We start from the raw sequence: 12,994 nt of genomic DNA, 5'->3' as shown, positions 1-12,994 counted from the left end.
ATAAAAAAAGTCCTAACTTCAATAGTTAGGACTTTAGTTTATCTAGGAAAAATTAAGTTTAATTTTTCGTTTTAGCTTTTGATTTACTTTTAGATCCAACTCTAGACATTGCACATCTAAATCCGATGTAATCTGTTGCCATATCTTGAGGGAAATAACGTCTTTGAGCAGGGTCTAACCAGTACTCTCTGTCTTTCCAAGATCCACCTTTGTAAACACGAACTTCGTCATTGATTAAAGAGGTTCTATGTGAAGCGGTATCAAACTCTCTAATGATATTACCTAAAGAATCTCTTGTGATTGTGTGTTTAGGCGAATTGTACATTTGTCTTGTTTCTGCTTCAGGATCTTTTCCTAAATCATCATCGTTAAAGCTTTCGAAATAACGAGAAGAACGCTTGTCTCCATCACGGTAATTAATATGGTTACTTCTGTCGAAGTTTGTTCTTAAGTAAGTTTCATTCTCATCTACTGGAACTTGAGATATCTCTCCTGGTAAATCTCTAGCAATCACTCTTCCGTTAGAAAGGGTATCAAAAACAATCTCTCCAGGTGTAACAATTTTCACCGTACCATCTTCATTGATTGCGTTTTTAGTATAAACGTTTCCACGGTAGTAGTTGAAATCATTAAATTCATCATCAACAATAGGACGGTAAACATCAGAAACCCATTCGGCAACATTTCCAGCCATATCATATAATCCAAAATCATTTGGTTCGTATGATTTCACAGCATTTGTAATGTCAGCGCCATCATCAGACCATCCTGCAATTCCACCGTAATCACCTTTTCCTTGTTTGAAGTTAGCCAATTGGTCACCACGTACTTTACGTTTTCCTGAACGTGTATATTGTCCATCCCATGGGTATTTTTTACGTCCACGGTAAATGTTATAATCTCTAAGTTCACTTAAGCCAAGTGCTGCATATTCCCATTCTGTTTCAGTTGGGAGTCTGTATTTTGGAGAAAGGATTCCAGTTTCACGAGTTGCATAGATTCCAGTTTCGTTTCCTTCTTCATCAACCTGTGCATTTCTGCTATTAGCTCTTCCGTCGTGAATTTCTTCATTTCCTCCGTAAGTACTAGAAGGTGAGTTGATATAAGTATCTGTGCTGAAAGTTTGATCTGACGTAACTTCGGTTGTTTTTGCGTCACGTTGTAGGTATCCTGCTTCTTCAAGATTCTTCTCGTTAACACGATCAGATCTCCAGTTAGCAAATTCTACAGCTTGAATCCAGCTTACGCCTACCACTGGGTAATCTGCATAACCTGGGTGACGTAAATAATTATTTGTCATTACTTCATTAAAACCTAAACGGTTTCTCCATACTAAAGTATCTGGTAAAGCCCCATTATAAATGGCTCTGAAATTACCTTCTGATGGTGGATAAACACGTTTTAACCAATCTAAGTACTCCATGTACATCATGTTGGTTACCTCAGTTTCATCCATGTAAAAAGATTGCACATGTTGCTGACTTGGACTATTATTCCAGTCATGCATAACGTCGTCTTGAACACGTCCTTTTGTAAATGTTCCACCTTCAATAAAAACCAATCCAGGAGCAGTTTCTTGCTCTCTGAAATTTGTATTGTACTGGAAGCCACCCTCTCTAGAGTTTATTTGCCATCCAGTTGCGCGTGAGCTGTTTCTTGAGCTCGAAGATTTTGAACAACTAGTTGAAGCTATAGCTAGTGCTAAGACCGCTAAAACTTTGCATGCGACTACTTTTTTCATATCCATACTTTTAAGTAAGCTAAATAATGTTTTGGTGCTGCAATATAAGAATTAAACCGAATATTGCAAGCTAATAATTACATTTAGACTAAAAAATCATGTATTTCGTCCTGTTTTTTAGTCCTTACAACGATGATTTGACCTCTTTTTCGTTGCGTTTTCAGTTATGTTAACGAAGGTTTAACAAATTTATTATTGTATTTTTGAGCGACTTTGAAAAAATGTTATTTCTTTTTAATAATAACATATTGTTAATGACGTTAATTTATCAATGAAAAATAATATTTTCTTTTTAGTGTTGTTTGCCTCAATGGGGTTATACGCACAGCAAAAATCGTATACCATTACTTGGGAAGGATCCAAAACATTAGCAGGTTCTGGTTTTATGATAGAAGTACCTGGTTTTAATAAATCTAATTTCAATCATACGGAAGCCGGACTTCTTTTTGTTGATCAATGGGAAAGCCAGACTCAGGTTGACGAGACTTCAGCATCCTTAAGTCAAGTTGTTTATGAAAATATTTCAGTTTCCGAATTAAAAGATTTGGATTTGGAAAAAATTCCAACACAACTTGAGTTTCTTCTTAAAAACTCAGTAGCGCGAAATCAACGTTATGTTTCATTTCAGCTTAAACCAATTATTAAAGGAGCTGATGGTCGCTACAAAAAAATCACAGCTTTTCAGCTTAATTATAAACAGGGTATAACGGCTAGAGTTTCTTCCTTTGGTAAAAATTATGTTTCTTCCAAAGGGTTGTCTAATTCGGTTCTAAATTCAGGAAAATGGTTTAAATTTTATATTGATACCACTGGCGTTTTTAAGTTGTCAAAACACTTTTTAGAAGGCTTAGGGATTGATATGAATAATATGAATCCTAATCGTATTAAACTTTATGGTCATGGCGGGGAAATGATTCCTTATTCTAACGCTGAGCCTTATCCTTATGATGTTCCGGAAAATGCTGTTAAGGCTGTAGGAGGAGAAGATGGTGTTTTTGATAATCAGGATTATATTTTGTTTTATGGTCGTGGACCTAAAGGCTACGATGCTGTAAGTCAAACACATATTAATTGCTATACAGATAAAACCTATTATTATATCAATGTGAGCCCAACGGCTGACGGAAAACGTATTCAATCATTTATGGAGCCAACAGGTACTGTTGATATGATGATAGATTCTTATGAAGCCTATCAGTTTCATGAAATAGATGATTATAATTTAATTTCCTTAGGAAGACGTTGGTTTGGTGATAAGTTTGATATTCAGAACAATCAAGTTTTTGAATTTGATTTTCCAAATATAATAACCACTGAACCTGTGCAACTTAATGTTTTAGTGGGTGCTGTAAATGGTACACGTTGTTCTTTTGATGTGAATGTAAACGGAACAGCCGTGTCAACGTTAAATTTAAACGGTGTTTCTAGTCCGAACCTAGCATCAGGGAATGCGCTATATACAAGTGTTGATGTTAGTGATTCCAAAATTGCTGTAGGTCTAAACTTTAATAATCAAGGTAATCCAAGTATTGAAGCTTATCTCGATTATATTTCTATTGAAGCGATATCTGCCTTAACTTTTTCAGAAAAACAGTTTGAATTTAAAAATAGTGCGGTGACATCAGCTGCAGGAGTTGGGCAGTATAATATTTCTAATGCCTCTAATTTGACTGAAGTTTGGGATGTTACAGATATTTATAATGTTTCAAGTATTGAAAATTCACAAAGAGATGAAGCTTTTAGTTTTAAAGCACCTTTAGGAAGCCTTAAAACCTATGTGGCCTTAAGTGCTTCTGATTATTTTGAGCCTAAAATGGACGGAAACACTACAGTGGTTAATCAAGATATTAAAGGCAATATTTTTCAAAATGCTCAAGGTAATTTTCAAGACGTAGATTATCTCATTGTGTCTCCAAACAATATGATAAACCATGCCGAACGCTTGGCTGATATCAATCGCGAGCAATACGGTTTGAATGTAAAAGTGTTAGGTTTAGATGAAATTTACGCTGAATTTTCCACAGGAAATCAAGATGTAGGGGCTATTAGAAATGTAGTGAAGTATATCTATGATAATGCGAGTTCTCCTGATAAACGTATAAAATACCTGTGTTTATTTGGTGATGGGTCTTTTGACTATAAAGACCGTGTGCCGAATAATACTAATATTGTGCCTTCTTGGTATTCTTATAATAGTTTTAGTTTGGCAAGCTCCTATGTTTCAGATGATTTTTACGGTATGATGGATGATCATGAAGGAAGTATGGCGAGTACAGATATGTTGGATATTGCTGTGGGACGCATGATTGCTGATACCCAACAGCGTGCCAAGGAATTGGTAGATAAGGTAGCTTACTATTATGAAAAGGAGTCTTACGGAAGTTGGCGTAATAATTTTGTGGTAATTTCAGATGATGTTGATGCTAATTGGGAAGGAGTCATACAAGGAACTACCGATGAAATTGGTAATCTGGTCACTGAGAAAAAGCCATTTATTAATGTGCTTAAAATTCACTCAGATGCTTATGTTCAAGAAACGTCTTCTGGAGGAAACCGATATCCAACAGTAAACACAGAAATTTCTAATGCTGTTGATAAAGGTGCTTTGGTTGTGAATTATTTTGGTCACGGGGGGGAGGATGGTTTAGCTCAAGAGCGTATTTTATCTAAGCCAGACATTGAAAATTTTAGAAATTACAATAAACTCAATTGCTTTGTAACGGTGACTTGTGAGTTTACTCGATTTGACAACCCTTATCGTGAAACTGCTGGCGAATTTACCTTTTGGAACAAACAAGCCGGAGCAATAGGATTAATCACAACCACACGTCAGATTTACGTTAGTTTTGCTATTAATTTTAATAAAATTCTGGGGCAGTATTTGTTTTCTTATAGTGATACTGATGCTTACGCTGATGATGAGTATCCGTCTATGGCTGAAGCTCTAAGGTTAGCAAAAGCTGACCCAGCGGTGTCAAATAATAGTCAACGTCGATTGATATTTTTTATTGGTGACCCCGCAATGAAGTTGAGTTTTGCTAAGCCAAGTATTCGGTTGACTAAAATTAACGATGTGCCATTAGCGCAAGCAACCGACACCCTAAAAGCATTAAGTAAAGTCAAGTTAGCAGGAGAAGTTACCGATGTTTCGGGAAATGTGCTCACAGACTATAGTGGCGTGCTATCCACCACAATTTATGATAAATATATTGATAGAAGTACCTTGGCAAATGATGGAACCAAATTTAATGGGGAGCTCGTTGTTTTAGATTTTAAAACGCTTGGCGAAATTATTTTTAGAGGACAAGCCACAGTGAATAACGGACAATTTGAGTTTGATTTTGTGGTGCCAAAAGATATTGGTATTCCTGTGGGGTATGGTCGAGTGAATTTTTACGCAGAAAATGAAGCCTCAACATTTGATCAAGCTGGTGCTAGTGAGAACGTGGTTAAAATAGGTGGTTTGAATGAAAATGCTCCCGAAGATAATGAAGGGCCGGTCATTAATCTATATATGAATGATGAAAACTTTGTTACCGGTGGGATTACCAATGAATCACCAACTTTATTAGTGAAATTAGAGGACCTTAATGGCGTGAATACCGCCAGTGGTATTGGTCATGATATTGTTGCAATACTTGATGGTGATGAAAAAAATCCAATAATTTTAAATGATTACTATCAAACAGAAGTAGACGATTACACACGAGGCGTAGTGAGTTTCCCTTTAAGAGATTTAGAACCAGGATTACACACCTTAACCCTTAAGGCATGGGATGTGTATAATAATTCTTCAGTTTCTGAAATTCAATTTATGGTCTTTGATAAGGATCAAGAATTGGTGATTAATAACGTACTTAATTACCCAAATCCTTTTGTTGATTATACCGAATTTTGGTTCAATCACAATAGTTCGGAGTCTTTAGACGTTTCTATACAGATATTTACTGTCTCCGGGAAATTAGTAAGAACATTAAATGGACAAACTTCGGGTGGAGCCGTAGTGAATAGTTCTTTATCTCGAGATATTGTCTGGGACGGTAGAGATGATTTTGGTGCTAAAATTGGTAAAGGGGTATACGTTTACAAATTGAAGGTACATTCTACGTTATTGAATAAAACGGTAGAAAAAATTGAGAAACTTGTAATACTGTAATAAAAAATTATATTTGCTAACTAAACTAAAATTCATGAAAAATAGATTATTGCTATTAATAGCTTTTGCTTTCATTTTTAAACTAGAAGCCCAAACTACAGAAACAACCATAATTCCTAACAATAATGATAGTAGAGTAATCACTACTGGAGTGCCATTTTTACTTATTGCTTCAGATGCGCGCTCAGCAAGTATGGGTGATATGGGTGTAGCGACTTCAGTTGATGCTTTTTCACAACAATGGAACACTTCAAAATACGCTTTCGCGGAAACTAAATCTGGTGTTGGTGTAAGTTATACACCGTACTTAGGGAAGTTAGTAAACGATATCTTCTTAGGAAGTTTGACGTATTACAATCGAATAGATGAACGTAGTGCCTTTTCGGGAAGTTTAAGATATTTTTCATTAGGCGATATTGAGTTTGTGCAAAATGAATATACAGAGCCATATACTCAACGTCCTAATGAATTTGCTTTTGATGCAGCTTATGCCTTACGTTTGAATGACCGTTTTGCAATGAGTGTTGCTATGCGTTATTTGCGTTCAGATTTAAAGTTAAATGATGGTACAAATGATACTTCTCCAGCAAGTACCTTTGGTGTAGATATTTCTGGATATTACCAAAGTGAAGAAGAAGCTTATGATGATTTTAACGGAAGATGGCGTGGTGGATTTGCTATTCAAAATATTGGTCCGAAATTCAAGTATGATGAAGCTGGTCAAGAAAACTTTCAACCAACCAATTTAAGACTTGGTGGTGGATTTGATTTCATCTTCGATGATTATAACAAAATAGCGGTGACTACTGAGTTTACAAAGCTTTTAGTACCTACCCCACCAATTTTAGGTGATGAAGTTACTTTTGTAGATGTTGACGGTGATGGTGAATTTGACGATAGTATAGATACGGAGGTGTCACGTACCTCTGATGTGATTTACGCAGGAAAGTCTGACGACGTGGGCTTTTTTAAAGGGATGTTTCAATCGTTTGGAGATGCGCCAGGAGGTTTTAAAGAAGAAATGCAGGAAATTACTTGGGCATTAGGTGCAGAATATACCTATCAAGATGCTTTTGCTTTTAGAGCTGGATATTTCCATGAATCTGTAGAAAAAGGTGCTAGGCAATTTATGGCTTTAGGAGCAGGATTTAAAGCAAGTGTTGTAAATATTGATTTATCATATTTATTTTCAACGTCTCAAGTACAAAGTCCGTTAGAAGGCACTTTACGTTTCTCGTTAACCTTTAATATTGGAGCAGGAGCTTATACCGAATATTAAAATATAAATATTGAATTACCTTTTAAAAAAAACTATTGTGAAAGCAATAGTTTTTTTGTTTCTAAGAGTTTCCTAACTTGTAGTATGAATTAAAATTTTTACGGCCTATGAAAGAAGTGAAATTAGAATCTAAGTTATTTGTTTATGAAAATTTAGAAGAGCTCCCAAGTGATGTGTCTGATTTAATGGAAAAAGCCATGTTAGCCAGAACCCGTGCTTATGCACCGTATTCTAATTTTCAAGTGGGCGCTGCCTTATTACTTGATAATGGAGAGGTTGTTACAGGAAATAACCAAGAGAATGCTTCTTATCCATCAGGGCTTTGTGCTGAGCGAACGGCTATTTATTATGCAGGAGCACAATATCCAGATGCAAAAATAGTGTGTATGACGATTTCAGCAACGGCTATAAATGCACCTACTAGTAAACCCATTCCTCCTTGTGGCGCATGTAGACAGGCTATGGTAGAATATGAAATAAAGCAGGATGAGCCTATAGAAATATATTTTATGGGTGAAATGGGCGCCGTAGCAAAATCAGATTCGGTTTTAAATTTATTGCCTTATGTGTTCGATAAATCAGTTCTTTTTTAATTCATAGCGTGCTGTTTAGGTCTAAAATTCGGTCATATTTTGAAAAAAATATAAAATAGAGTCAAATAATTATGAAATACTCAAAGGAGTCAATTAAGACTACAATATTTCGATTTTTTTCGCACTTTAGTGAAAATGCGTTTTTGCATTACAGCACAAAGTGTTACTTTTGTAGTCGCTTATAAATTATCATAAAATTATTCCATGCAAAAAATCACAAAAGAGGTTTACCTCAAATGGTACGAAGACATGTTGTTCTGGAGAAAGTTTGAAGACAAACTTGCTGCAGTTTACATTCAACAGAAAGTAAGAGGATTTCTTCACTTATATAACGGACAAGAAGCTGTATTAGCTGGTGCTTTACACGCTATGGACTTAACTAAGGACAAAATGATTACTGCTTATCGTAATCACGTACAACCAATTGGTATGGGGGTAGACCCTAAACGTGTTATGGCAGAATTGTACGGAAAAGCTACAGGAACCTCTAAAGGTATGGGTGGTTCTATGCATATTTTTTCTAAAGAATTTAGATTTTATGGTGGTCACGGTATTGTAGGAGGTCAAATTCCTTTAGGTGCAGGTATCGCTTTTGGTGATAAATACCACGGTAGTGATGCGGTTACCTTATGTTGTTTTGGTGATGGTGCTGCTAGACAAGGGTCTCTTCACGAGGCTTTTAACTTAGCGATGCTTTGGAAATTACCTGTAATATTTGTTTGTGAAAACAACGGATATGCGATGGGTACTTCAGTAGAACGTACTGCTAATCATACTGATATTTGGAAATTAGGTTTAGGATACGATATGCCTTGTGCACCTGTTGATGGTATGAACCCAATCAAAGTTGCTGAAGCTTTTGATGAAGCAATCCAAAGAGGACGTCGTGGTGATGGACCAACTTTCTTAGAGTTAAAAACATACCGTTATAGAGGGCACTCAATGAGTGATGCTCAACACTACAGAACAAAAGACGAAGTTGCTGAATACAAGAAAATAGATCCTATCACGCAAGTGAAAGATATTATTCTTAAAAAGAAATACGCAACAGAAGACGATATTAAAGAAATTGATAAACGTGTTAAAGAACGCGTTTTAGAATGCGAGAAGTTTGCAGATGAGTCGCCGTATCCAGAAAAGCAACAGCTTTACGATATGGTTTACGAACAAGAAGATTATCCATTCATTCAACATAAAATATAGACTATGGCAATAGTAGTAAATATGCCGCGTTTAAGCGATACCATGGAAGAAGGTACGGTAGCGGCTTGGTTAAAAAAAGTAGGAGACAAAATTGAAGAAGGTGATATTCTAGCTGAAATCGAAACCGATAAAGCAACTATGGAATTTGAGTCTTTCAATGAAGGAACATTACTTCATATCGGGGTTCAAGAAGGTGAAACGACTAAAGTAGATGAGCTTTTAGCTATTATTGGTGATGAAGGTGAAGATATTTCAGGTTTATTAAACGGTGGTGGAAGCGCTGCTCCTGCTGCAGAAGAAACAGAATCAAAATCAGAAGAAGCTCCAAAAGAGGAAGCTGCTCCTGAAGCTGCTGAATTACCAGAAGGTGTTATTGTGGTGACTATGCCGCGTTTAAGTGATACCATGGAAGAAGGTACGGTAGCCACTTGGTTGAAAAAAGTAGGTGATTCTGTAGAGGAAGGCGATATTTTAGCTGAAATTGAAACAGATAAAGCTACTATGGAATTTGAATCATTCCAATCAGGTACTTTATTAGAAATAGGATTACAAGAAGGAGAGTCTGCAAAAGTAGATTCATTATTAGCAATTATTGGCCCTGCAGGAACAGATGTTTCTGGAGTTGCAGATAATTTTGGTGCTGCACCTGCTGCTGCTCCAGCTAAGGCAGAAGCCCCTAAAGCTGCTGCACCTAAAAAAGAGGCTCCTAAAGCCGCTGCGCCAAAACAAGCTGCTGCACCTACACCAACTGCCGTTCCAGAAGGAGGCCGTGTATATGTGTCGCCTTTAGCTAAAAAAATGGCAGAAGAAAAAGGATTTAAAATTGCAGATATTCCTGGATCAGGAGAAGGTGGACGTGTTATTAAACGTGATGTTGAAAACTTTACCCCTAAAGCTGCTGCACCTGCTGCCGCTGTCGGAGCTCCTGTAGCATCTGTAGTTGGAGAAGAGAGTTTTGAAGAAATTAAAAACTCTAACATGCGTAAGGCTATTGCTAAAAACTTAGGGAAATCTAAGTTTACAGCACCTCACTATTATTTAAATGTTGAGTTTAACATGGACAATGCCATTGCATTCCGTAAGGAAGTTAATGCCGTTCCTGATACTAAAGTTTCATTTAATGATATCGTGGTTAAAGCTTGTGCTATGGCATTAAAGCAACACCCTCAAGTGAACTCTCAGTGGTTTGACGATAAAATGAAATTAAATCACCATGTACATATTGGTGTAGCTGTTGCCGTAGAAGATGGTCTTGTTGTACCAGTTGTTAAGTTTGCTGACGAACAAAAGTTAACAAATATTGGGGCTGCTGTAAAAGATTTCGCTATTAAAGCTAAAACTAAGAAATTATCTCTTGAAGAAATGGAAGGTAGTACATTTACTATCTCTAACTTAGGTATGTTTGGAATCGATAGTTTTACTTCTATCATTAACCAACCTAATTCAGCGATTCTTTCTGTTGGAGCTATTGTTCAAAAACCAGTTGTAAAAGACGGTGAAATTGTAGTAGGAAATACTATGAAACTTTGTTTAGCAGCCGACCATAGAACGGTTGATGGTGCTACAGGTGCTCAATTCCTTCAAACATTAAAAGGATTTATTGAAAACCCGATTTCAATGTTATTATAATCTATAGCATTCCTTCGAAAGAAGAAATACCACATAATATTAAAACCTGTTTCCGTTAAAAGAAACAGGTTTTTTTTATCTTTAAACTATGAAGAACATATACTATTTACTCTTTTTATTACCTGTTTTGACCTGTGGAGCACAGGAAGTACAAAACCAATCAGATTATACTGCTTTAAAAGAAAGTATTGAAAAAAGCATGAATTACCTAGCCTCTGATGCTTTAGAAGGCCGAAAAACAGGCACAGCAGGTTTGGAAAAAGCAGCCGTATATATCGAGACTTTTTTTAAAAATAACGCTGTGAATCCTTTTTTTGAAACCTATAGAGATAGTTTTAATATTAAGAGGCTGATAGGTTACAATATAGTTGGGTATTTAGAAGGTCAGGATCCTAAATTGAAAAATGAATTTGTGATTCTAGGTGGGCATTATGATCACATTGGTTCTGCAAAAGCAGTAAACGGTGATACAGTAGCCAACGGAGCTAATGATGATGCTTCAGGGACCGTTGCTGTCATGGAATGGGCCAAATATTTTGCCGAAACAAAATCTAATAAGCGCAGTATTTTATTTACACTTTATGATGCTGAAGAAATGGGCTTAAAGGGGTCAGATCACCTGGCTAAGCGTTTGAAAGACTTGAAAATCGATTTGTATACCATGATCAATTTTGAAATGATTGGTGTGCCAAGAGCGGAAGGCGAAATTGCGGCTTATGTTACAGGTTATAAAAAATCAAATATGGCTGAAAAATTAAATAGTTATGCTAAAGAAGAGCTTATTGGCTTTCTGCCTCAAGCCAAAGCTTATAATTTATTTAAACGTTCTGATAATTATCCATTTTATAACGCTTTTAAGGTGCCTGCGCAGGCTATTTCAACCTTCGATTTTACCAATTTTGACTATTATCATCATGTAGATGACGAGGTAGAAGCTTTAGATTTTGAACACATGACCACGTTCATTAATAAGATGATTCCTGCTCTGGAAGGGATGATTAATTCAGAAACCAAAGAATTTAAGTTACATGAGTAAAAATATTATAATCACTGGAACCAGTCGCGGTATTGGTTTTGAACTAGTCAAGTTGTTTTCTGATGCTGGGCACCAAGTTTTAGCGCTTTCGCGGAATGAAAAGCCTATTTTCAACTTAAAACTAAAAAACGTAACAGCGTTTTCATTCGATTTAGCCGATAGTAAGGCTTATAACAAAGTAGAAAGCTTTATCAATGAGAATTGGAAACAGGTTGATGTCTTAATTAATAATGCAGGCGCTTTGGTGAACAAACCTTTTTCAGAATTATCAATGGCTGATTTTGAAAGCGTGTATAAAACCAATGTTTACGGTGTTGCCGAATTAACGCGTGTGGTGTTACCCTTTATGAAAACCCAAAGTCATGTGGTAACTATTAGCTCCATGGGAGGTGTGCAAGGCTCAATGAAATTTCCTGGTCTGGCAGCTTACAGTTCGAGTAAAGCCGCGGTAATTACCTTAACAGAATTATTGGCTGAAGAATATAAAGATTCTGGCATCTCTTTTAACGTGTTAGCTTTAGGAGCCGTGCAAACTGAAATGCTTGAAGAAGCCTTTCCGGGCTATCAAGCACCAACAACAGCATTAGAAATGGCCGAATATATTTTAGATTTTTCACTAAACGGAAACAAGTATTATAACGGTAAAATGTTACAGGTTTCTAATTCTACGCCTTAATATATACTATGAGTAAATACAAATGCATCATATTCGATTGTGACGGTGTTTTAGTGGATAGCGAACCAACAAGTATTCAAGTTTTGGTAGACATTGCTAACGCGTACGGGGCAAACATCGACTTAGATTATGGCATGAAACATTTTAAAGGCAGCTTTTTCGTGGCCTGTAAACAAATGATTGCCGATTTAACCCAACGGGAGCTACCGGATGATTTAGAAGCTATTTACCGAGTTCGTAGCTTTGAGGCTTTTGAGAAAAAGATGGAGGCTGTGGATGGCGTTAGAGATGTTATTGGAAATCTAAATTTACCGTTTTGTGTGGCGTCTAGTGGTCCGGAATCAAAAATTAAATTGAACCTCGGGCTAGCTGGTTTGCTACCTTTTTTTAAAGGTAAAATTTTTAGTTGCTATGCGCTTAAAAAATGGAAACCAGATCCAGCGGTTTTTTTGTGGGCAGCTAAAACTATGGGCTTTAAACCAGAAGAATGCTTGGTTGTAGAAGATAGCTTATCGGGTGTTCGAGCGGCTAAAGCAGGAGGCTTTGATGTTTTTGGTTACACAGCTCATGACCCTGAAAATGAATTACAAACACTTGCGACTAAAACTTTTTCTAAAATGGATGACTTGTTAGCGCTCATTAATAATGAAATGGCTTAAGTTTTATCAATTTCTCTTCACA

General features: G+C 36.4%; 9 protein-coding genes. 8 read left to right on the top strand and 1 reads right to left on the bottom strand.

Features of this window, described 5'->3' with window-relative positions; all coding sequences use genetic code 11:
• Positions 1–58: 58 nt before the first annotated feature.
• Complete coding sequence (gldJ, locus tag F6U93_RS10765; RefSeq protein WP_191963502.1) at positions 59–1,747, bottom strand: gliding motility lipoprotein GldJ; 1,689 nt, start codon at positions 1,745–1,747, stop codon at positions 59–61.
• A 265-nt stretch (positions 1,748–2,012) separates the two neighbouring features.
• On the opposite strand from gldJ, the gene porU reads away from it, so the two are divergent.
• The 8 genes from porU (at position 2,013) to F6U93_RS10725 (ending at position 12,972) form a co-directional block, all read left to right on the top strand.
• The gene (gene porU / locus F6U93_RS10760; RefSeq protein ID WP_150939659.1) at positions 2,013–5,897 is read left to right on the top strand and encodes a type IX secretion system sortase PorU; all 3,885 of its coding nucleotides are present in this window, start codon (positions 2,013–2,015) and stop codon (positions 5,895–5,897) included.
• Positions 5,898–5,931: 34 nt separating this feature from the next.
• Positions 5,932–7,176: a type IX secretion system outer membrane channel protein PorV gene (gene porV, locus F6U93_RS10755; protein WP_150939657.1), complete on the top strand. Its 1,245-nt coding sequence runs from the start codon at positions 5,932–5,934 to the stop codon at positions 7,174–7,176.
• Between the two features lie 107 nt (positions 7,177–7,283).
• Positions 7,284–7,769: a cytidine deaminase gene (cdd, locus tag F6U93_RS10750; RefSeq protein WP_150939655.1), complete on the top strand. Its 486-nt coding sequence runs from the start codon at positions 7,284–7,286 to the stop codon at positions 7,767–7,769.
• Between the two features lie 204 nt (positions 7,770–7,973).
• Entirely contained in the window at positions 7,974–8,972 is a 999-nt protein-coding gene (gene pdhA, locus F6U93_RS10745) for a pyruvate dehydrogenase (acetyl-transferring) E1 component subunit alpha (protein ID WP_150939653.1), read from the top strand.
• Positions 8,973–8,975: 3 nt separating this feature from the next.
• Positions 8,976–10,601 carry a pyruvate dehydrogenase complex dihydrolipoamide acetyltransferase gene (locus tag F6U93_RS10740; protein ID WP_150939651.1) on the top strand — a complete coding sequence of 542 codons (1,626 nt, stop codon included), beginning with the start codon at positions 8,976–8,978 and terminating at the stop codon, positions 10,599–10,601.
• 88 nt (positions 10,602–10,689) lie between these two features.
• Positions 10,690–11,637 (top strand): M28 family metallopeptidase, encoded by a 948-nt coding sequence (locus tag F6U93_RS10735; protein WP_150939649.1) that lies wholly within the window; start codon positions 10,690–10,692, stop codon positions 11,635–11,637.
• Positions 11,630–12,313 carry an SDR family NAD(P)-dependent oxidoreductase gene (locus F6U93_RS10730; RefSeq protein WP_150939647.1) on the top strand — a complete coding sequence of 228 codons (684 nt, stop codon included), beginning with the start codon at positions 11,630–11,632 and terminating at the stop codon, positions 12,311–12,313. Before F6U93_RS10735 ends, F6U93_RS10730 begins: the two co-directional genes overlap by 8 nt.
• A gap of 8 nt (positions 12,314–12,321) precedes the next feature.
• Positions 12,322–12,972 carry an HAD family hydrolase gene (locus F6U93_RS10725; protein WP_150939645.1) on the top strand — a complete coding sequence of 217 codons (651 nt, stop codon included), beginning with the start codon at positions 12,322–12,324 and terminating at the stop codon, positions 12,970–12,972.
• The last annotated feature ends 22 nt before the right edge of the window (positions 12,973–12,994 follow it).

The organism is Pseudotamlana haliotis (genome assembly GCF_008806375.1).
GTDB classification, from domain to species: Bacteria; Bacteroidota; Bacteroidia; order Flavobacteriales; family Flavobacteriaceae; genus Pseudotamlana; species Pseudotamlana haliotis.
This window is presented reverse-complemented; position numbering and strand designations above follow the sequence as displayed.

Coding starts and splice junctions, on each gene's coding strand:
- gldJ (WP_191963502.1), bottom strand. CDS start 1,747: ATGGATATGAAAAAAGTAGTCGCATGCAAAGTTTTAGCGGTCTTAGCA.
- porU (WP_150939659.1), top strand. CDS start 2,013: ATGAAAAATAATATTTTCTTTTTAGTGTTGTTTGCCTCAATGGGGTTA.
- porV (WP_150939657.1), top strand. CDS start 5,932: ATGAAAAATAGATTATTGCTATTAATAGCTTTTGCTTTCATTTTTAAA.
- cdd (WP_150939655.1), top strand. CDS start 7,284: ATGAAAGAAGTGAAATTAGAATCTAAGTTATTTGTTTATGAAAATTTA.
- pdhA (WP_150939653.1), top strand. CDS start 7,974: ATGCAAAAAATCACAAAAGAGGTTTACCTCAAATGGTACGAAGACATG.
- F6U93_RS10740 (WP_150939651.1), top strand. CDS start 8,976: ATGGCAATAGTAGTAAATATGCCGCGTTTAAGCGATACCATGGAAGAA.
- F6U93_RS10735 (WP_150939649.1), top strand. CDS start 10,690: ATGAAGAACATATACTATTTACTCTTTTTATTACCTGTTTTGACCTGT.
- F6U93_RS10730 (WP_150939647.1), top strand. CDS start 11,630: ATGAGTAAAAATATTATAATCACTGGAACCAGTCGCGGTATTGGTTTT.
- F6U93_RS10725 (WP_150939645.1), top strand. CDS start 12,322: ATGAGTAAATACAAATGCATCATATTCGATTGTGACGGTGTTTTAGTG.